This is a genomic window from Streptomyces yangpuensis (assembly GCF_001005295.1).
Taxonomy (GTDB): domain Bacteria; phylum Actinomycetota; class Actinomycetes; order Streptomycetales; family Streptomycetaceae; genus Streptomyces; species Streptomyces yangpuensis.
Genome location: NZ_LBMK01000001.1, coordinates 957,027 through 976,750, shown reverse-complemented (window position 1 = coordinate 976,750; position 19,724 = coordinate 957,027). Strand labels below are relative to the sequence as shown.

Annotated in this window: 22 protein-coding genes and 1 pseudogene; 14 read left to right on the top strand and 9 right to left on the bottom strand. The window is 71.5% G+C overall.

The window, feature by feature from the left end; translation table 11 throughout:
* Positions 1-19 precede the first annotated feature (19 nt).
* Complete coding sequence (locus AAT21_RS04410) at positions 20-961, top strand: tyrosine-protein phosphatase (protein ID WP_046775320.1); 942 nt, start codon at positions 20-22, stop codon at positions 959-961.
* A 61-nt stretch (positions 962-1,022) separates the two neighbouring features.
* Here the strand turns inward: AAT21_RS04410 and AAT21_RS04405 are convergent, their stop codons facing one another.
* Both AAT21_RS04405 and AAT21_RS04400 read right to left on the bottom strand, forming a co-directional pair.
* Positions 1,023-2,702 carry a DEAD/DEAH box helicase gene (locus AAT21_RS04405; protein ID WP_046775319.1) on the bottom strand — a complete coding sequence of 560 codons (1,680 nt, stop codon included), beginning with the start codon at positions 2,700-2,702 and terminating at the stop codon, positions 1,023-1,025.
* Positions 2,703-2,803: 101 nt separating this feature from the next.
* Positions 2,804-3,007 (bottom strand): cold-shock protein, encoded by a 204-nt coding sequence (locus tag AAT21_RS04400; protein ID WP_008743912.1) that lies wholly within the window; start codon positions 3,005-3,007, stop codon positions 2,804-2,806.
* 238 nt (positions 3,008-3,245) lie between these two features.
* Here AAT21_RS04400 and AAT21_RS04395 point away from each other — a divergent pair, with 238 nt between their 5' ends.
* Positions 3,246-3,887, top strand: coding sequence for an SIMPL domain-containing protein (locus AAT21_RS04395; RefSeq protein ID WP_046775318.1), 642 nt, complete (start codon positions 3,246-3,248; stop codon positions 3,885-3,887).
* A 29-nt stretch (positions 3,888-3,916) separates the two neighbouring features.
* Here the strand turns inward: AAT21_RS04395 and AAT21_RS04390 are convergent, their stop codons facing one another.
* The 3 genes and pseudogenes from AAT21_RS04390 to AAT21_RS04380 form a co-directional block, all read right to left on the bottom strand.
* Positions 3,917-5,074 carry an acetyl-CoA C-acetyltransferase gene (locus AAT21_RS04390; RefSeq protein WP_046775317.1) on the bottom strand — a complete coding sequence of 386 codons (1,158 nt, stop codon included), beginning with the start codon at positions 5,072-5,074 and terminating at the stop codon, positions 3,917-3,919.
* Between the two features lie 25 nt (positions 5,075-5,099).
* Entirely contained in the window at positions 5,100-5,690 is a 591-nt protein-coding gene (locus AAT21_RS04385; protein ID WP_046775316.1) for a TetR/AcrR family transcriptional regulator, read from the bottom strand.
* Positions 5,691-5,792: 102 nt separating this feature from the next.
* Positions 5,793-6,526, bottom strand: a pseudogene (locus AAT21_RS04380) (SDR family oxidoreductase); the annotation flags it as partial.
* 218 nt (positions 6,527-6,744) lie between these two features.
* Here AAT21_RS04380 and AAT21_RS04375 point away from each other — a divergent pair.
* Together AAT21_RS04375 and AAT21_RS04370 are read left to right on the top strand one after the other, a co-directional pair.
* Entirely contained in the window at positions 6,745-7,890 is a 1,146-nt protein-coding gene (locus tag AAT21_RS04375) for an acyl-CoA dehydrogenase family protein (RefSeq protein ID WP_046775314.1), read from the top strand.
* Positions 7,890-8,885, top strand: a complete 996-nt coding sequence (locus AAT21_RS04370; protein ID WP_046775313.1) for an acyl-CoA dehydrogenase family protein — start codon at positions 7,890-7,892, stop codon at positions 8,883-8,885. Before AAT21_RS04375 ends, AAT21_RS04370 begins: the two co-directional genes overlap by 1 nt.
* On the opposite strand, the gene AAT21_RS04365 is transcribed toward AAT21_RS04370, so the two are convergent.
* A complete protein-coding gene (locus AAT21_RS04365; RefSeq protein ID WP_046775312.1) occupies positions 8,872-9,600 on the bottom strand; it encodes a class I SAM-dependent methyltransferase in 729 nt (242 codons plus the stop codon). The two genes, AAT21_RS04370 and AAT21_RS04365, sit on opposite strands and share 14 nt — an antisense overlap.
* Before the next feature lie 68 nt (positions 9,601-9,668).
* Here AAT21_RS04365 and AAT21_RS04360 point away from each other — a divergent pair, with 68 nt between their 5' ends.
* Positions 9,669-10,145, top strand: a complete 477-nt coding sequence (locus tag AAT21_RS04360) for a hypothetical protein (protein WP_046775311.1) — start codon at positions 9,669-9,671, stop codon at positions 10,143-10,145.
* A 44-nt stretch (positions 10,146-10,189) separates the two neighbouring features.
* Here AAT21_RS04360 and AAT21_RS04355 read toward each other — a convergent pair whose 3' ends face one another.
* The 3 genes from AAT21_RS04355 to AAT21_RS04345 form a co-directional block, all read right to left on the bottom strand.
* On the bottom strand, positions 10,190-10,741 hold the full coding sequence (locus AAT21_RS04355; RefSeq protein ID WP_157879624.1) for a hypothetical protein: 552 nt from the start codon (positions 10,739-10,741) through the stop codon (positions 10,190-10,192).
* 59 nt (positions 10,742-10,800) lie between these two features.
* On the bottom strand, positions 10,801-11,535 hold the full coding sequence (locus AAT21_RS04350; protein ID WP_046775309.1) for a glucose 1-dehydrogenase: 735 nt from the start codon (positions 11,533-11,535) through the stop codon (positions 10,801-10,803).
* A gap of 84 nt (positions 11,536-11,619) precedes the next feature.
* Positions 11,620-11,820: a hypothetical protein gene (locus AAT21_RS04345; protein ID WP_157879623.1), complete on the bottom strand. Its 201-nt coding sequence runs from the start codon at positions 11,818-11,820 to the stop codon at positions 11,620-11,622.
* A 179-nt stretch (positions 11,821-11,999) separates the two neighbouring features.
* Here AAT21_RS04345 and AAT21_RS04340 point away from each other — a divergent pair, with 179 nt between their 5' ends.
* The 9 genes from AAT21_RS04340 to AAT21_RS04305 all read left to right on the top strand — a co-directional run bounded on the left by AAT21_RS04340 (position 12,000) and on the right by AAT21_RS04305 (position 19,711).
* Positions 12,000-13,403: a hypothetical protein gene (locus AAT21_RS04340; RefSeq protein ID WP_157879622.1), complete on the top strand. Its 1,404-nt coding sequence runs from the start codon at positions 12,000-12,002 to the stop codon at positions 13,401-13,403.
* A gap of 34 nt (positions 13,404-13,437) precedes the next feature.
* Positions 13,438-14,166: a vWA domain-containing protein gene (locus tag AAT21_RS04335; protein WP_046775306.1), complete on the top strand. Its 729-nt coding sequence runs from the start codon at positions 13,438-13,440 to the stop codon at positions 14,164-14,166.
* A 35-nt stretch (positions 14,167-14,201) separates the two neighbouring features.
* Complete coding sequence (locus AAT21_RS04330) at positions 14,202-14,720, top strand: pyridoxamine 5'-phosphate oxidase family protein (protein WP_046775305.1); 519 nt, start codon at positions 14,202-14,204, stop codon at positions 14,718-14,720.
* 193 nt (positions 14,721-14,913) lie between these two features.
* Positions 14,914-15,612, top strand: a complete 699-nt coding sequence (locus tag AAT21_RS34330) for a DUF4232 domain-containing protein (protein WP_052757634.1) — start codon at positions 14,914-14,916, stop codon at positions 15,610-15,612.
* A gap of 156 nt (positions 15,613-15,768) precedes the next feature.
* Positions 15,769-16,311 (top strand): GntR family transcriptional regulator, encoded by a 543-nt coding sequence (locus tag AAT21_RS04320; protein ID WP_046775602.1) that lies wholly within the window; start codon positions 15,769-15,771, stop codon positions 16,309-16,311.
* Entirely contained in the window at positions 16,308-17,090 is a 783-nt protein-coding gene (locus AAT21_RS04315) for a GntR family transcriptional regulator (protein WP_046775304.1), read from the top strand. The genes AAT21_RS04320 and AAT21_RS04315 overlap by 4 nt, the downstream gene beginning before the upstream one ends.
* A 167-nt stretch (positions 17,091-17,257) precedes the next feature.
* A complete protein-coding gene (locus tag AAT21_RS04310; protein ID WP_046775303.1) occupies positions 17,258-17,974 on the top strand; it encodes a sulfite exporter TauE/SafE family protein in 717 nt (238 codons plus the stop codon).
* A gap of 200 nt (positions 17,975-18,174) precedes the next feature.
* The gene (locus tag AAT21_RS37350; protein WP_157879621.1) at positions 18,175-18,423 is read left to right on the top strand and encodes a hypothetical protein; all 249 of its coding nucleotides are present in this window, start codon (positions 18,175-18,177) and stop codon (positions 18,421-18,423) included.
* A gap of 58 nt (positions 18,424-18,481) precedes the next feature.
* Entirely contained in the window at positions 18,482-19,711 is a 1,230-nt protein-coding gene (locus AAT21_RS04305) for a hypothetical protein (protein WP_046775302.1), read from the top strand.
* Positions 19,712-19,724: the final 13 nt, after the last annotated feature.

Here is a 19,724-nt window from a genome sequence, read left to right as displayed (position 1 = left end):
CGTCACAGGAGCCGCTCCCATGAGCCGTGTCAGAATCCGCAGAGGGGCCGCGGCGGCCGTCGCCGCCTTCGCCCTCGCCGCCCTGCCGACCGCCGCACTGCCGACCGCCGCGCACGCGGCGGCGGCGCCCGCAGCCGGGGTCGTCTCCCGGCACCAGCAGCAGTCCGAATCGATTCGCCAGATCGTCCTCCAGGGCGCCGTCAACGTCCGCGACCTCGGCGGTTACCGCACCTGGACCGGCGGCCAGGTCCGCCAGGGACTCGTCTACCGCTCCGACGCACTGGGCAAGCTGACCGACGCCGACGTCACCACCGTCTCCGGTCTCGGCCTCACCAAGGTCATCGACTTCCGCATCCCGATGGAGGTCCAGTACGACGGCGCCGACCGGCTGCCCGCCGGGCTCTCCCCCACCGCACGCCCGGTCAGCGACCTCGGCCTCTACGGGACGCTCGTCGCGGCGATCGGCAGCGGGGACCCCGTCACCCAGGAGCAGATGCTCGGTGGCGGCCGCGCCGAGGCCTACATGCGCGACATCTACCGCACGTTCGTGACGAGCCCCGAGAACCGGGCGCAGTTCGCGGCGACCCTGCGGGACCTCGCGGACGGCCGGCAGGGGCCGGTCCTGTACCACTGCACGTCCGGCAAGGACCGGACCGGGTGGGTGAGTTACGTGCTGCTGCGGGCCCTCGCCGTGCCCGAGGAGAGCGCCGAGGGCGACTACCTGGCGTCGAACACCTTCCGTGCCGCCTACGACGCCAGGGTGCGGGCGGGTCTGAAGCAGTCGGGCCGGATGCAGAACCCGGACCTGCTGATCCCGCTCCAGGAGGTCCGCCAGGACTACCTGGACTCGGCGACGGCGCAGATGGAGGCCGATTACGGCAGCTTCTACGGCTACCTGACGCAGGGCCTCGGCCTGGACCTGCGGACGCTGGCGAAGCTGCAGAGCAGGCTGGTCCGGTAGCGGATACGACGACGGGCAGTGCGCGAAGCACTGCCCGTCGTCGTACGCCGTGGGGTTCCGGTCAGACCGTGCGGCGGCGGCCCTGTCCGCCGGTGCCGACCCGGCTGCGCGCGGAGGCCGCCGCGGCGCCGCCGCCGCCCGTACCGCGTCGGCCGCGCTCGCCGGAGCCGCCGGCCGAGCCGCCCTGACCGCCCTGGCCGCCGCGGCGGGCCTGGCCCGCGCCGGAGGCCGCCGGGGCCTGCCCGGAGCCGCCGCCGGAACGACGGCTGCGGCCGCCGCCGGCCGCCGGGGCGCCGCCCGTGGCGGAGCCGGTACGCGGGCCGCCCGAGCGGCGGCGCGAGCCGGAGCCCGAACCGGAGCCGCTGCGCGCCTTCGGCACGGGCTGCTGCGGCACCTCCAGCACCACCGGGACGCCCGAGGGCTCCTTGGCGCCGGTGAGCCGGGCCAGCTCCTCGTCGGAGGACTTGATCTGCGCGGTGCGCGGGGAGATCCCGGCGTCTGACATCAGCCGCGTCATGTCCCGCTTCTGGTCGGGCAGCACCAGCGTGACCACGCTGCCGGATTCACCCGCGCGGGCGGTACGGCCGCCGCGGTGCAGGTAGTCCTTGTGGTCGGTCGGCGGGTCCACGTTGACGACGAGGTCGAGGTCGTCGATGTGGATGCCGCGGGCCGCCACGTTGGTGGCGATCAGCGCGGTGACCTCGCCCGTCTTGAACCAGTCCAGGGTGCGGTTGCGCTGCGGCTGCGAGCGGCCGCCGTGCAGGCCGGAGGCGCGCACGCCCTCCGCCAGGAGCTTCTTGACCATGCGGTCCACGCCGCGCTTGGTGTCCACGAACATGATCACCCGGCCGTCGCGGGCGGCTATGCGCGTCGCCACGGCCTTCTTGTCGGTCTCGTCCATGACGTACAGGACGTGGTGCTCCATGGTGGTGACCGCACCGGCCGACGGGTCGACGGAGTGGCCGACCGGGTCGCTCAGGAACATCTTGACGAGCTTGTCGATGTTCTTGTCGAGGGTCGCCGAGAACAGCATGGTCTGGCCGCCCGCCTCGACCTGCTTGAGCAGCGCGGTGACCTGCGGCATGAAGCCCATGTCGGTCATCTGGTCGGCCTCGTCGAGGACGGTGATCGACACCTGCGAGAGGTCCGCGTCACCGCGGTCGATGAGGTCCTTCAGACGGCCGGGGGTGGCGACGAGCACCTCGGCCCCGCGGCGCAGCGCGCCGGACTGCCGGTTGATCGACATGCCGCCGACGACGGTGGCGATGCGCAGGTTGACGGCCGTGGCGTACGGGCTCAGCGAGTCGGTCACCTGCTGTGCGAGCTCGCGGGTCGGTACGAGGACCATCGCGAGCGGCGCCTTCGGCTGCGCGCGGCGGCCGGCGGTGCGGGCCAGCAGCGCCAGGCCGAAGGCCAGCGTCTTGCCGGAGCCGGTGCGGCCGCGGCCGAGGAGGTCACGGCCGGCCAGCGAGTTCGGCAGGGTCGCGGCCTGGATCGGGAACGGCTCGGTGACGCCCTGGGCCGCGAGGGTCTTCAGCAGCGCCTCGGGCATGTCCATGTCCTCGAACGCGGCGACCGGCGGCAGTGCCGGGACGGCCGGCTCGGGCATGGTGAATTCCTGCGGGCGGGGGGCGGGCGGGGCGGACTTCTGCCGTCCCGCGCCAGCCTTCGGACGTCCCTGGGCCGCTCCTCGTCCCCGGTTGGGGCGGCGGCTGGGTCGTGCGGAGCTGGAGCTGGTCATGCGAGAAAGCCCTCCTGAAACCGGCAGGTAAAACAAAAGTCGAGACAGCAGACAAGCCGGGGCCCGCACCTCTCGGTGCGGACCCCGGCATGCTGAAGGAATTAGGCGGGGAGGATGTTCTCCGCCTGGGGGCCCTTCTGGCCCTGCGTCACGTCGAAGGACACGCGCTGGCCCTCGGTGAGCTCACGGAAGCCCTGGGTGGCGATGTTCGAGTAGTGGGCGAAGACGTCCGGGCCGCCGCCGTCCTGCTCGATGAAGCCGAAGCCCTTTTCCGAGTTGAACCACTTCACGGTGCCAAGTGCCATTTTAAATCTCCTGAATAGGCGGCAAAGGGCCCCATCCGGAGATTCCGGCAAAAAAACAATAAAAGCGCCTGAGGAACATTCCCGTCAGGCGCACATAAAGTTCATGGGTACCACAACTGCAACGCTCCCTAAGCTAGCACACCTCCGTGCCGAGGTGTGGGCGGGCAGGTGTGACCTCCGCCCACCGTGGTATCGGAAGTCCCTGGTGGTGGGCCCCTCCGCCTGGTTTGATCATGGGATGGCAGCGATCAGAGAGCCCTGGGGGCTCAGTGTGCTCGGCGCGGGCAGCGTGTCCGCCGAACCCAGTCTCGCCTTCGTGGACCTCGCGGTCGACCTCCTCGCCCCGACACCGAAGGTGGCCTTCGCCGAGGCGGGGGCGGCGGTGGCCCGGCTGCGGGAGACCCTGCGGGAGCACGGGATACCGGACGCGGACGTCTCCGGCTCCCGGCTCCGGCTGACCTCGCAGTACAGCGGGTACGGCGCGGAGCGGACCTTCCTCGGCTACAGCTGCGAGGCGAAGTACACGGTGCAGACGGAGGCGCTCGACCGGCTCGAGCTGCTGATCGAGGACGCCGTCACGGCGGGTGCGAACCGGGTCGACGACGTCCGCTTCGAGGTCCGGGACAAGCCCGCGATGCGCGACGAGGCGCGGGCCCGCGCGGTCGAGGCCGCCCGCCGCAAGGCCGAGGTGTACGCGGAGGCCTGCGGGATCGAGCTGGGGACGGTGATCCACATCGAGGACGTGAACCCCGAGTCGGTCGGCGGCCACGGCCGCAGTTCCGGGCGCGCGGACCACGAGCACGACGGCACGCTCTCGCCGGGCTCGGTGCGCGTCGACGCCGCGGTCCTCCTCGGGTTCGCCCTGCTGCCCGCCTCCTGACATCCGCCGCGGGGGCGGCCGGCCGGCGGCTACAGGCGTTCGATGATCGTCACGTTGGCCTGGCCGCCGCCCTCGCACATCGTCTGGAGGCCGAACCGGCCGCCGGTACGCTCCAGTTCGTGCAGGAGGGTGGTCATCAGCCGGACCCCGGTGGCACCCAGCGGGTGGCCGAGCGCGATGGCGCCGCCGTTGACGTTGACGCGTTCCGGGTCGGCCCCGGTCTCCTTCAGCCAGGCCAGCACGACCGGCGCGAAGGCCTCGTTGATCTCCACCAGGTCGATGTCGGCGAGGGTCATGCCGGCCTTCTTCAGCGCGTACGCCGTCGCCGGGATGGGCGCGGACAGCATGCGGATGGGGTCCTCGCCGCGGACCGACAGGTGGTGGATGCGGGCCCGCGGCCGCAGGCCGTGTTCACGCACCGCCCGCTCGGAGGCGATCAGCATGGCCGCCGCGCCGTCGGAGACCTGGGAGGAGACCGCGGCGGTGATGGTGCCGCCCTCGACGACCGGTTTCAGGGCCGCCATCTTCTCCGGCGTGGTGTCCCGGCGCGGGCCCTCGTCCGCGGTGACGTCGCCGTGGGCCACGATCTCGCGGTCGAAGCGGCCCTCGTCGGCGGCGCGCACGGCCCGCCGGTGGGAGCGGAGCGCGTACTCCTCCATGTCGCGGCGCGAGATCCCCCACTTCCGCGCGATGAGCTGGGCGCCGTGGAACTGGTTGACGGGGGCGTCGCCGTACCGGGCGCGCCAGCCGGCGGAGCCCGCGTAGGGGCCCTCGGTGAGGCCGAGGGGTTCGGCCGCCTGCCGTGAGGCGAAGGCGATCGGGATCATCGACATGTTCTGGGTGCCGCCGGCGACCACGAGGTCCTGGGTGCCGGAGAGCACGCCCTGCGCGGCGAAGTGCACGGCCTGCTGGGAGGAGCCGCACTGGCGGTCGACGGTGACGCCGGGGACCTCCTCGGGCAGGCCGGCGGCGAGCCACGCGGTGCGGGCGATGTCCCCGGCCTGCGGTCCGACGGTGTCGAGGCAGCCGAGGACCACGTCCTCCACGGCGGCCGGGTCCACCCCGGACCGTGCCACCAGTTCCTTCAGGACGTGGGCGCCGAGGTCGGCCGGGTGGACGGCGGACAGGCCGCCTCCGCGCCGTCCCACGGGGGTGCGTACGGCGTCGACTATGTAGGCCTCGGGCATCGGGACTCCTCGGACGTCGGGTCTGTCAGGTGGGGCGCAGGGCGATTCCGTCCAGGACCATCGACAGGTACTGGCGGGCGATCTCGTCGGGGCTGTGCTGTCCGCCCGGCCGGTACCAGGAGGCCGCCACCCACACCGTGTCGCGCACGAAGCGGTAGGTGAGGCGGATGTCGAGGTCGGCGCGGAAGACCTCGGCGGCGACCCCGCGTTCCAGCGTCCCCAGCCAGGCCTTCTCGAACTTCACCTGCGAGTCGGACAGGTAGTGGAAGCGGGGCTGGGCGGAGAGGGTGCGGGCTTCCTTCTGGTAGATCGCGACGGCGGCGCGGTGCCGGTCGATCTCGCGGAAGGACTCGGTGACGAGGGCCTCGATGGTCTCCCTGGGGCCGAGTCCGGCGGCGAGGACGGCGTCGTAGCCGTCCCACAGCTCGGCCAGGAAGGCGGAGAGGATCTCGTCGAGCATCGATTCCTTGGAATCGAAGTGGTAGTAGAGGCTGCCGGCGAGCATCCCGGCGGCGTCGGCGATCTTGCGGACGGTGGTGGCGTCGTAGCCCTGGGCGGCGAAGACTTCGGCGGCGGTGTCGAGGAGTTCACGGCGCCGCTCGGGCGAGGGCGTCACCTGCGGCTTCTTCTTGGCTGCCGACCGGGCTGCCGAGGGGACTGCCGACCGGGCTGGGGGCTGGGCTGCGGGCTTGTTCGTGGGCACGCGTCCATTGTCGGGCTACGGGTGCTGGCTGCTGACGGACACCGTCTCGCCCGTCATGTACGACGAATAGCCGCTGGCCAGGAAGACGATGACGTTGGCGACCTCCCAGGGCTCGGCGTACCGGCCGAAGGCCTCGCGGGCGGTGAGTTCGGCGAGGAGCTCCTCGCTGGTGACCTTCACCAGGTGCGGGTGCATGGCCAGGCTGGGGGCGACCGCGTTGACGCGTACGCCGAACTCCGCGGCCTCCAGGGCCGCGCAGCGGGTCAGCGCCATGACCCCGGCCTTGGCGGCGGCGTAGTGGGCCTGACCGGTCTGGGCGCGCCAGCCGACGACGGAGGCGTTGTTGACGACGACTCCGCCCGTGCCGGAGGCCCTGAAGGAGCGCAGGGCCGCGCGGGTGCAGCGGAAGGTGCCGTTCAGGGTGACGTCGAGGACGCGGGTCCACTGGTCGTCGGTCATGTCGACGAGGGCCGCGGTGCCGCCGAGTCCGGCGTTGTTGACGACGACGTCGAGCCGGCCGTGGGTCTGTTCGGCGAGCGAGAACAGGGCCCGGACCTGGTCCTCGTCGGTGACGTCGCAGGGCAGCGAGGTGACGCGGCCGGCCCCGAACTCGGCGGTGAGCGCGTCCTCGGTCTCCTTCAGCCGGCGGGCGTGGGCGTCGCTGATGACGACGCGGGCGCCCTCCTCCAGGAAGCGGCGGGCGGTGGCCCCGCCGATGCCGGCCCCGGCGGCGGCGGTGATGACGGCGGNGACGCGGGCGCCCTCCTCCAGGAAGCGGCGGGCGGTGGCCCCGCCGATGCCGGCCCCGGCGGCGGCGGTGATGACGGCGGTGCGGTCCTGCAGCAGGTGGTGGCCGGGGGTGTACCGGGGCTCGTTCATGCGAACTCCTCGACGCTGCTCATGGCCGTACGTTAACCTACCAAACACTTGTTAGGGAAGTGACGGCGTTCGAGGAGGCGGGCACCCGATGGACCTGACCGAGACGGCGGAGACGGCGGCCTTCCGGGCCGAGGCGCGCGCCTGGCTGGCCGACCACGTCCCTTCCTCCCCGCTGCCCTCGCTGGAGACCCGAGAGGGCTTCGCCGCGCACCGCGCGTGGGAGGCCCGGCTGCACGCGGACCGCTGGTCGGTGGTGTCCTGGCCCGAGGAGTACGGCGGCCGGGGCGTCGACCTCGTGCACTGGCTGGTCTTCGAGGAGGAGTACTGGGCGGCCGGTGCACCCGGCCGGGTCTCGCAGAACGGCATCAGCCTCCTCGCACCGACCCTCCTCGACCACGCCACGGCCGAGCAGCGGGCGCGCGTGCTGCCGCCGATGGCGAGCGGCGAGGTCATCTGGGCACAGGCCTGGTCCGAGCCGGAGGCGGGCTCCGACCTGGCCTCGCTGACCTCGCGGGCGGTCCGGACGGAGGGCGGCTGGCTGCTGTCCGGGCAGAAGACCTGGTCCTCGCGGGCGGCCTTCGCCGACCGGGCCTTCGGTATCTTCCGCACCGGCCCGGACACCCCGAAACCCCACCAGGGGCTGACGTACCTGATGTTCGACCTGCGGGCGCCCGGGGTCACGGTGCGGCCCATCGGCCGCCTCGACGGCAAGCCCGCCTTCGCGGAAATCTTCCTCGACGAGGTTTTCGTACCGGACCAGGACGTGATCGGGGAGCCCGGGCAGGGCTGGCGGATCGCGATGTCGACCACCGGCAACGAACGCGGGCTGACCCTGCGCTCCCCCGGCCGGTTCCTGGCGGCGGCCGGCCGGCTGACCGCGCTGTGGCACGCGCAGGGGGAACCGGCCGACACGGCACTGCGCGACCGGGTGGCCGACGCGGTGGTCGGGGCGCGCGCCTACGAGCTGTTCACCTGGGCCGCCGCCGCCCGGTTCGCCGCGGGCGGGGCGGCCGGCGCCGAGTCCAGCCTGAACAAGGTGTTCTGGTCGGAGTACGACATCGCCCTGCACGAGACGGCGCTGGACCTGCTCGGCGCGGACGCGGAACGCGCGGACGGGGAGTGGGCCGAGCCGTGGATCTTCTCGCTGGCCGGGCCGGTCTACGCGGGGACGAACGAGATCCAGCGCGACATCATCGCCGAGCGGCTGCTCGGCCTGCCGAAGGGCCGCCGCTGATGCGTTTCCTGCCGACCGACGAGCAGTCGGACTTCGCCCGTACGCTGCGCTCCCTGCTGGGCTCGGCGCAGGTCCCGGCGGTGGTACGGGCCTGGTCGGACGGCGAGCACGGGCCCGGCCACGAGCTGCGCTCCCGGCTGGCGGCGACGGGTCTGTTCGCGCTGGCCGCACCCGAGGCGTACGAGGGGGCCGGGCTGCTCGCGCCGGAGCTGTCGCTCGGCTTCGTGGAGCTGGGCCGGGCGGGGATGCCCGGGCCGGTGGTGGAGAGCGCCGCCGTGTCGGTGCTGTTGTCCGAGCTGGGGGACGAGGCGCTCGCCAAGCGGTTCCTGCCGGGCCTGGTCGCGGGCGAGGCCTGGGCCACGCTGACCCTGCCGGGCGGGAGCGGCGGAGGCCCGTACGCCCTGGACGCGGACGCGGCGGCGCACTGCTTCGCCGTGTCGGATGCGGGCGAGCTGCGGCTGGCCGCCCCCGGGGAGGTGCTGCGGTCGACGGACCCCGCCCGGCGGCTGTCGCGGCCCGCGGCGGCCGGTGGCGAACTCCTCGCGGCGGGACCCGCGGTGACGCGGGCGGCCGCCGTGACCGGACGCTGGGCGCGGCTGCTGACGGCGGCCCAGTGCCTGGGCGTCGGCGAGGCCCTGCTGGCACGGACGGTCGGGTACGTGAAGCAGCGCACGCAGTTCGGGGCGCCGATCGGCTCCTTCCAGGCGGTCAAGCACCGGCTGGCGGACACCCTCCTGGCCCTTGAGTTCGCCCGCCCGCTGCTGTGGGCGGCGGCGCTGTCGACGGCCCCCGGCGACGTGGCCGCGGCGAAACTGCGCTGCGGCGAGGCGGCGTACCGCGCGGCCATGACGGCGCTCCGGCTCCACGGCGCGGTCGGCTACACCGAGGAGCTGGACCTGTCGCTGTGGCTGCGCAAGGCACGCCCGCTGCGGGACGCCTGGGGCACGCCGTCGGCCTGCCGGGCGGAGGTCCTGCGGCCGGTCACACCCGGGTGACGTGGAGGCCGGTCACGTACCTCTCCTCGACCGTGCCGTCGGGGAAGTGCGGGGCCAGCCGCTCCCGTTCCGCTGCGACGTATTCACGCGTGCCGGCCTCGCCCAGCATCAGGAAGGCGGAGTGGCTGGTGAGGTTGGCGAGGTGCGCGTCCAGCGGGATGCGCCGGGACCAGCGCACGGAGCGGGTGGTGAACCCGCCGAGCCCGCGGGGCAGCGTACGGAAACCGTTGCCCTCGGCCGCCCCGAAGAACTGCGCCAGGCGCGCCTCCTGCTCGGCGATCCAGGGCACGGTGAGGTCCGCGTCGTTCCACCAGATGCAGAGCGCGCCGCCGGGGCGCAGCACACGGCGGACCTCGGGGACCGAGCGGGCGGGGTCGGTCCAGTGCCAGGCCTGGGCGTAGGTGAGGAGGTCGAACGCGCCGGTGGCCAGCGGCAGTCGGTCCCCGTCCCCGCGCACGACCGGGATCCGGGGGTGCGCCCTGCGCAGCTGGGCGGCCATCCCGTCCCCGGGTTCCACGGCGAGGACCTCTGCGCCGCGCTCGTGCAGCAGGGCGGTGGCGATCCCGGTGCCCGCGCCCACGTCCGCCACGCGTGCCCCGGCGAGCGGGCGCCCGGCGAGCTCCTCGACGGCGTCGAGGAGGGCCGGCGGGTAGCCGGGCCGGTGGGCGGCGTAGGAAGCGGCTGCGGCGTCGAAGGAACGGGCACGTGTCGTCATGCGTCCATTGTTCTCGATCACACGTTTTCGATCACACGTACCAGGCAACAAGATCGAGGTATCAGGACATGCGCAGGACCATCACCGCCATGACGCTGTGCGCCGCGGCGGCGCTGCTGCTCACCGGCTGCGGGAGCGCGGACCCGAAGCCCGCCCCGGAGGGCGGGAAGCAGCAGCCGCAGCCCGCGGCCTCCCAGCAGCAGGGCCAGGGCGGCCCCTCGTCGGCCCCGGCCGGCTCGGGCGGGGGCGCCAAGCACGAGGTGACCCTGGAGGTCGGCGGCACGGGGAAGACGGCCGTCATGTACAGCGGCATCGGCAGCGGCTTCGAACAGCAGACCCTGCCGTGGACGAAGTCGGGGACCGCCGAACTGACCGCCGCGGAGCAGAAGGTGGGCTACCTGGTGAGCGTGGTCCCGGGCACGATCACGGGCGCCGACGGCAAGCTCCAGCAGGCCCCCTGCACCATCAAGGTCGACGGCAAGGTGGTCGCGGAGAGCGACGGCGTCACGAACGCCAAGGGCTGCTCCTACAAGATCAAGCACTAGCCGGCGGGTCGGCGGGTCGGCGGGGCCACTGCGCCGTCGCGTCGTCAGCTCCGGGAGCGGCGCAGGGAGAACCGGACCAGGAGCGCGGTCTGGAGCAGGAGGAGGGCGCCGGTGCCGGCCGCCTGCCACAGCGGCCGGTCCGGGCGGCCGCCCGGGGCCCAGGCCGGCCCGTCGGGATCCACCGTCACCGTCAGCCGTGCGCCGACCGCGAGGTCGCGGGTGACCGGGCCGGGCAGGTCGCGGCCCGCCTCGGTGCGCAGGCGCAGCGACGGGGACAGGCCCGCACCGTCCTCCACCATCGTTCGCTGCGCGACCACCGCGGTCTCCTCCCGGCCCCGGTCGTGCAGGACGTGCCGGTCCCAGGTGACCCCGCCGAGCACCGCGATCCCGACGGCGGTGAGCGCCACGGCGGTGCGGGCCACGAACTCGGCGTCGGTGCCGTGCGGTACGGCCGCACCGGCGACGAAGACGGCCAGCAGGACGGGGACCCAGAGCCCCTCCGGGCCGCGCAGCAGCCAGATCGCACCCAACTCCACTGCCAGAAGCAGGCAGTTGCGCAGGAACGCGCCGGGCAGTCGCCGTATTCGATCAGCCATGGCCCCATGATGCCCGGGGTGCGGGGGTGCGGGGGTGTGAGGTGCGGGTCAGGCAGTGGTCAGGCGGTGGTCATCCCGCCGTCGACCGTGAACTCGGCGCCCGTCACGTACGAGGACGCGTCCGAGCAGAGGAAGAGCACGAGCTCCGCGACCTCCTCGGGCCGCCCGATCCTGCCCAGGGGCAGGTGCGAGAAGTCCCGGCCCTCGACCGCTCCGGCCACCATCGGGGTGTCGATGGCCCCGGGGTGCACCGAGTTCACCCGGATCCGGTCCCCGGCGAGATCGAGCGCCGCCGACCGGGTCAGTCCGCGCAGCCCGAACTTGCTGGATGCGTAGGCCGCGTGGCCCGGGATCCCGACCAGCCCGGCGGTGGAGGAGACGTTGACGACCGAGCCGCCGCCGGCCGCCCGCAGCACGGGGGCGACCGCCTGGATGCCGAGGAAGGGCCCCAGCAGGTTGACGCGCAGCAGGGCCTCGAAGTCGTCGAGCCGCTGCTCCTCCACGTGGGCGGTGCGCCACTGGGCGGCGTTGTTGACCAGCGCGGAGACCGTGCCGAAGGCCCGGACCGACGCGGTGACCACCGCCGCCCAGCTCGCCGGGTCGGCGACGTCGTGGCGTACGTACAGCCCGTCATCCCCGAGCTCGGCGGCGACGGCCCGGCCCTCGTCCTGCCGTACGTCGGTGACCACGACCCGCGCCCCGGCCTCCGCGAAAAGCCGGGCCCCGGCGGCCCCCTGGCCGCGCCCGGCGCCGGTGATGACGACAACCTTCCCGTCGAGCCCGGCACGCCCCATGGAGCCCCTCCCCCGTATGACTACCAGTCATATCTCTAGCAGTCGTATCCCTCGGGGGAAAGGGGTCCATGGGCATGGGCGGGGTCAGTCGATCGGCTCGCCGTCGTACTTGCCGTCGACACAGATCCACGAATCCCTGGTGGATTCGTACTCCACAGTCCCCTTGCCTCGCATGCACGTGTCGCCGTCTATGGCGGGCACGGCGGCAGCCTGCGCCGCAGGAGCCAGGGCGCCGACCACGGTCAGGACCACGGCGGCGATGATCTCTAGAAGTCGTGTACGCATCAGAATCTCCGATACAGGGACGAGCGACACGGTCACCTCCAGCCTCGCCCCGCACAGGTCCGGGTGAGCGCCCTGCTACTCCATTCGGGTGACGGCTGTGTCCCCTGCGTTGCACGGGAGGCACTCCTGGGAAACGTGCCCCAGCGGCGTTCAGCCGAGTGCGGGCGCAGGCTGACGCCATGGAGAACAAACCCAATGTGGTCGTAGGACCACCGGACGATGTCGGCCTGCGGAAAGTCGTGGTGGACGGCAAGCCCACAGGCAAGGTGTGGAGCCCCCGCGAACTGCAGAGGGTCCTGCATCGCGCCGGCGTGACCTCCGAGTACGAAATCGAATGGCGCGGCGGAGACGGCACCGCCTGGCCGGCTCAAAGTTGGGGTCGACGGATCACCGGCGCCGCCATGGCCGTCGGTTTCCTGGCCACCGCCGCAATATGCACCTGGATAGGCTTAAAAGACTCGTTCGACGCCCTGACCTTCGCCGGCCGGGTGACGGGATTCTTCTTCCTTTTCATGGCCATGATGGAACTGATCGCCTTCGTGGCGGTTTTCGACTATTGGCGGAAGCGCAAGACGAGGCACTCGGGTCCGGCTCTGCTGTTCGGCGCAATGGTCGAGTTCTTCGTCGGAGCGGTGCTGCTTCTCATGTACGTGGCCAACAGGGAAACGCCGTCGGACCCCCAGTGTCTGGCGCTCTACATAGGCCTCGTGCTCTGTTCCTCATGGAGTCTGTGGGTGCTCTGCCGCCGCCGGGTCTGGAAGGTGTTGCACAACCCCGGCCGCATCGCCGTCGGGGCAATCGTTTCCACCCTCCTGGTCGTCACCAACCTGGCGTACACCCAGGTCTACCTTCCCTCCGTATCGCGCCCCCTGGTGCAGGGCGTGTCAGAGATCGGCTTGCCGAGCCTGAACCAAGACGGGACGAAGATGTTCGTGCGGGTCCGTATGCGCCTGAAGAACTCCGGCGAGGTTCCGGTTCACATCCTCGGCAGCATCTACTGGATCCATGTAAAGCTCGCGAGTGACCCGAAGGACAGGTTCAAACTGATCAAACCTGGCGAGTTGATCAAACCGCCGGGGCGGGAACTGAACCCCGAGGAGGAGATCACAGAGGACGTGGTCGTCGAAATAAAAGATCCCCTGAAGCTCGACTACGAGGCGGTCACGGCCCAGATATCGGCCTACGCCTTCAGGCAGGACAGGATGACCATGGACGCCGATTATGGCAGGTCCGGGAAGTGGCGGGGAAAGCTGAAAAAGGAGGGAAAGGACGACGAGCCCCCGGGGCCCACGCCGGTCAATAAGGACTACTTCCGATACCAGTCGAACATCTCCCAGAGCAGCGAACTCCTGAACATGACTCGCGGCCGGGAGCGTGTGACCGTTTGGTGGTTGTACCGCAGCAGGCCGGTCGTCTACGTGGATGTCGCAAGCCCGGGCGAGAAGAAGGTCTTCAATCTGAACGACCCCACGGAGCAGAGGCGGGCCGCGGATCGGTACGGTCTGGCATTCGTGCGCGGCTCCATGGCCCAGACGCCGTACCCGCAACTCCTCAGGGAGGCCCAGGTGCGCCGCCCGAAGTGACCGGGGCCCGCGGCCAGCCCCGTACCCTCGCCCCATGACGAGCAGCGCCATCAGCCTCCGCAAGGTCGAGGAGTCGGCTCCGGCCCTCGTGAACCTCTACAAGAGCGCCGGGATATCCCTGCGCAAGCACGGCATGGAGGGCGGACGTGCCGCCGTCTACCTGGTCCTGGACTACTCCGGATCGATGCGCCCGTACTACCAGGACGGCAGCGTGCAGGCCCTCGCGGACCGGGTGCTGGGACTGTCCGCGCACCTGGACGACGACGCCCGCGTACCGGTGGTCTTCTTCTCCACCGAGGTCGACGCGGTGGAGGAGATCTCCCTGGCCGGACACGAGGGCCGGGTCACCGAGATCGCGTCCCGCCTCGGCCACATGGGCAAGACCGCCTACCACGCGGCGATGGACGCGGTGATCGACCACTACCTCGACTCGGGCTCCACGGCACCCGCCCTCGTCGTCTTCCAGACCGACGGCGGGCCGATCAACAAGCTCGCGGCCGAGAAGTACCTGTGCAAGGCAGCCCGGCTGCCGCTCTTCTGGCAGTTCGTCGGCTTCGGCAACACCCGCAGCACGCAGTTCGACTTCCTGCGCCGGCTGGACGAGCTGCCCGTGCCCGCGAAGCGGGCCGTGGACAACGCGGGCTACTTCCACGCCGGTGAGGACCCCCGCGCGGTGCCGGACGGCGAACTGTACGACCGTCTCGTCGGCGAGTTCCCGGCCTGGCTGGCGGCGGCCCGCAGTGCGGGCATCGTGCGCGCCTGACCCCGGCCCGCCGGTGCCCGCGCTTTCATGGACGTATGACGCACACCAGCTGGGCAGTCTTCGAGAAGGCGGAACCGGATTTCGCGGCGGCCGTCCGGGCCCGCTTCGCGCAGTACCCGCACCACGTCCTGGCCACTCTGCGCAAGGACGGCTCTCCCCGGGTGGCGGGGCTGAATGTCGACATCCGGGGCGGGGAGCTGTGGCTCGGGATGATGCCCGGCTCGATGAAGGCCAGGGATCTCCAGCGCGACCCGCGTTTCGCCCTGCACACCAATCCGGGCGCGGGCGAGACCATGCCGGACGGGGACGTACGGATCTCCGGGCGCGCGGTGGAGCTCGTCGACCCGCCGGAGCTGCACCGGTACGCGGAGGAGACGGAGACCCCGCACCCCTTCCACCTCTTCTACGCGGACCTGACGGAGGTCGTCCACATCGGCGTCGAGGGCGACGACCTGGTGGTACGGACGTGGCTCCCGGAGCACGGGCTGCGCACCCAGCGCCGCGGCAACGACGACGAACCGCCGCGCGAGGACCCGGCGCCGGCGGCCGGATGACGGGTATCGGGTGACGGGTGACCGATGACGGGTGACGGGAGCGTGGCGTTCGGATGCGCGACCTGTAACGATCCCCCGGGCGGCGTGAATCCGATGCCCCGCCGGGCATTCTGACCGCACCGGGCTGAACCATGTCAGCCGGCCGGCCGGTCGACCGGCCGGACACCCAGCAGAGCCGCCACGGGGGATCGTGATGCACACCTACCGCCACCGCACGACAGCCGGGCGTACCCGGACGCTCGCGTTCCTGAGCCTGACGGCCGCCACGCTCCTCGCGACGACCACGGCCTGCGGGCCCGGAGCCGATGACAAGGCGGGCGCCACGGCGGCTCCGAAGCCCTCCGGTTCCACGCCGGGAGCCGCCTCCGGGGCGCCCTCCCCCTCCCCTTCGGCCACCGCCTCCCCCGTGCCCCGGCCCGGCGAGGCGGAGGGCGAACCAGTGGGCAAGAACAACAACTGCTCCGACGAGTACGCGCACGTGTCCGTCGAGTGGGCCGTCCCGCCGGCGAAGGACGACTCGAAGCTCCTGCTCACGGTGGTCAACACGGGCCCCAGGGCCTGTCTGCTGACCACCTACCCGGTGCTCCGGGTCAAGGACGGGCACGGCCGGCTGGTGGCCGTCTTCGAAAACAGCAAGCCCGAGACCCCGGTGGTCCTCGGCCCCGGCAAGGAGGCCTACGCGGGCCTGCTCGCCCGGCAGGGCGGCAAGGGAGCCGGCACGCGCACGACCGACCTCGCGCTCGCCCCGCACGGCCAGAGCCCCGAGGAGGACACGGGGGAGGGAACGCTCCTCCAACTGCCCTCCGGCGGCGTGTACATGGACGACAAGGCACGCGTGACGTACTGGCAGAGCACCTCGGAGAACGCGGCGTCACCGCTGTTCAACCGCTGATCCGTGCCCGCCTGAGTACGCGTACTCAGGCGGGTGTCAGTACCGCCGGGTAGCGTCGCGCCTGTCCGACGGACGGACGGGAATGACACGGGTTCCGTCGCCGGATTCGCCTAACGTGGGTACGGACAGCGGGAATCGGGACGGGTGGGAGTCATCGTGAGTGGCAGCGGGTGGACCAGCACGTCGATGCCGTACCTGGCTCCCCGCGCGGCAGGGGCGGGGGACGCGTGGGCCGAGGAGGCCGCCGGGGCGGGGCACCGGGGCACCCAGCGCATCGTGCACGCGGGCGAGGCGGCGGCCACGGCCGGTGTCGCCTCGATGCTCGGCCTGGCGGAGGGCAGCCCCGTGGTGGTCCGCCGCAGGGTCATCGAGCTCGACGGCGAACCGACCGAACTGACCGACACGTACTACCCCGTGGAGATCGCCGCGGGTACCGCGCTGGCCGCGACGGCGAAGATTTCCGGCGGCGCCGTGACCCTGCTGGCGGCCCTCGGGCACACCGGCGTACGGGTCGTCGAGAACGTCACGGCCCGTCCGCCGACCGCCGAGGAGCGCGAGCAACTCCGCCTCGGCGCGGGCGAACCGGTGCTCCAGCTGGCCCGCACCACGTACGACGCGGCGGATCGGGCGTTCCAGGCCGACGTGATGCTCATGCCCTCCGGACGCCAGCAGTTGCAGTACGAGATCAGGATCGGATGACCGTGCCCAGCCATGAAGCCGACGGCGGCGACCCGCGGCCGCTCCACGCCCGCATCGCGGCCGATCTCCGCGAGGAGATCATGAACGGCGATCTCGCCGCAGGGGGCAATCTGCCGTCGACGGCACAGTTGAAGACCCGCTTCGACGCGTCCAACGCCACCATCCAGAAGGCGGTGCACCTGCTCAAGGCCGAGGGTCTGGCCGTGGGGCGAGCCGGAGCGGCGGTGACCGTACGCGAGAACCGGCAGCGGACCGTACACCCGGAGCGCTCGCTCTCCCCGGCCCCGGCCGGTGCCGCCCACCCGTGGCTGGCCGAGATGGCGGAGGGGCACCCTGCCGCGCGCAGCACGCTGCTGTCCGTCGCCGAGGTCCGGGTGACCGGCGACGTGAGTACGGCGCTCCGTCTGCCGGAGGGCGGTCCGGCCGTCTGCCGCCGCCAGTTGATCAGCATCGACGGTGAACCGGCGGAGCTGGTGAGCTCGTACTATCCCGTGGACATCGCCCGCGGCACCGCACTCGCCGAACCCCGCAGGATCAGGGGCGGCACACCCACCCTGCTGCCGGAACTCGGCCACCCGCCCCGCCGTAGCGTGGACCGGGTCTCGGCCCGCATCGCCACCCAGGAGCAGTACGCGGCACTGCGGCTGCCCGGCGACCTGCCCGTCCTGCGGACGCTCCGCACGGTGTACGGCGACGGCGACCGGCCCATCGAAGTCACCGTCATGGTGAAGGCGGGCCACCTCTACGAGCTGTCCTACGAGTTCACGCCCGACGCCTGACCCCCGAACACGCCACGGCGCCCGCCACCCCTGGTCGGGGACGTGGCGGGCGCCGTGCCGGGTGTTGCATGTGACCGGTCCCGGTGCCACCGGCCCGCCACACGCCCGGTGGCAGATCCCGGTCGGGCGCAGGATCGTGGAAGGGTATGAGCAACTGAGGAGCACCGATGGAGCCACATCTGCTTCCGGTTGTCCTTCTGGCGGTGGTGGCCGCGTTCACGCTTTCCGCGTCGGCAGGGTTCGGGGGAAGCCTGATTCTCGTTCCCACTCTGGCCCTGCTCCTCGGAACCAAGTCCGGAGTGGCGCTGGCGGCCCTCCTCCTTGCCGCGAACAATCTGGTCAAGGTTTTCGCCTACCGGAAAACACTTCCGTACCGGAAGGCAACCGTCATCGTATTGCTGGTGGCAGCCGGCACATTCCTGGGTGCGAAACTCCTGATTCTCGCACCCGAGCGCGCAGTGACGCTGGCGGTCATCGTCAGCTTCGTCGCAGCATTCCTGATCGAGTCACTCGGCTTCAAGCGCTCCCGGCGGCTGAGCTCACCCGTCATGGCCTTCGCCGCGGGCGCGACGTCAGGATTCAGCGGCACCTCGGGCCCCTTGAAGGGGCTTGCCGTCCGCGGACTCGACCTCGACCGCTTCCACCTGGTCGGCGCGCTGTCCCTGGCCTCGCTCGCCGGCGACGCCACCAAGACGGCCGTCTGGACGGAGGCATCGCTACTGACAGGCAGTGACTACCTCGTTGCCCTGGTGTGCGTGCCCCTGATGTTCGCCGCGACGTTTCTCGGGCGGCGCTTCAACACAAGGATCGGCGAGCGCGGATACACGGGGCTGTTCTGGACCGTGATGGCCGGCTACGCCGGACGACTGCTGGCCGGTCTGTGAGATCGAACCTCTCCCCCATTCCCTCACTCACCCGGGAGTTTGAACGAGTGACATATGAAGGGGAAACGGATCGACTTCCACCAGTACTGCATGCACTTGACATCTCTCCACACGAGACACCCAATGGGTATGACAGCGGTTGGGGGAAATCGATCTGCCGAGAAATCCATCGGAGAACAGCGCGATCAAGGGGATGAAACATGTCGAATGTGAACCGCGGCACCGGCCCCGAGTACAGGGCGCAGGATGCCAAGCTCTCCCATGCCGGAGCAGCCCAGTCCCTCCCAGGCCCGGATGAGCCGGCGCCACAGGGCGACACGGGCGCGAAGAAGCCGAAGCCGCCGACGGTCAAGCAGCTCGACGCGCGAGAGAAGAAGTTCACCCAGCGCCCACGCAAGCCCATGGGCCCCACACCAGACCAAGCGCCGGAGACCGTGCCCGACGAGTAGTCACCGAGGTCCGTGAACGCGGGCTCTCCGCCGCAGCTCTCCAAGGAGCGCACAAGCCATGGCGAACGTCAGCCTCATCCAGAACATCGGCCTCGTAGACAAGGCCACTGGCCAGCGGACAAGCACCATCAACGAGACGACCGTCGCGACGGCCAACAGCAATATCTTCGTCACCGGCAACTGGTTTGCCAGCAGCAGCACCACCAACGGCAAGAGCTGGACACAGGTGGACCCCTTCACCCTGCTTCCCCCGGCCGCCGACGGGTTCTGCTGCGACCAGGTCACCCTCTACGAACCCGATCGGGACATCTGGATCTGGATCCTCCAGTACCTCGCCGTCCCGGGCGGGAACAACGTCTTCCGGGTCGCCGTCGCTCCTGGAGCGACCCCGAGCACATGGCACTGGTGGGACATCAGCCCCCGTGACGTCAATCCCGCGTGGACCGACCGGTGGTTCGACTACCCCGACGCAGCGGTCAGCAGCAACCACCTGTACCTCACGTTCAACCTGTTCGACCATACAGAGCCGAGGAACCGGTGGCAGGCCGCGGTGGCCTTCAAGATGCCGCTCGACATGCTGCGCGCGGGCGCCGATCTGACGCACCAGTCGTTCACGACGACCAGCGTCGGGTCCCTGCGGCTCACCCAGGGGGCATCGGACAGCATGTTCTTCGCCGGCCACACGGCGGGGACGAAGCTGCGCGTCCACGGCTGGCCGGACTCCTCCAACACGGTGGGCTCGTTCGACGTCCAGCCCGGCCCGTGGAGTGCGGGTCCATACATCTCGCGGGGGCCGGACGGGTCGAACTGGCTCGGACGCCCGGTCGACCCGCGGATCACGGGCGGCTGGATCACCGGGACCCGTGCGGGCTTCCTCTGGACCGCCGGCCCAAGGCCCGAGCGGCCCGTGCCGTACGTCAAGGCAGCGGTCGTCGACGTCACCACCCAACTGATGGTGGAGGAGCCCGACATCTGGAACACGGAGTCGGCCTTCGCCTATCCCGCGGCCTGCCCGAACGCGGCAGGGGTGGTCGGGGTGTCGCTGATGCTCGGCGGCGGCCCCCGGCACCCCTCGCACGTCGTCGGCTTCCGCGACGGCGGCGAATGGCGCCTGACCGTCGCCCGCGCCGGGACCGACGGGCCGCCCGACGAAGCGTGGGGCGACTACCTCAGCTGCCGTCGGCACCACCCGAACACCTCGGAATGGGTGGCCTCGGGCTACACCCTCCAGGGCGGCACCACCCGGCGCCACATCGAGCCGCAGTACGTGCACTTCGGCATCGGCTGACGACGCGTCCCGC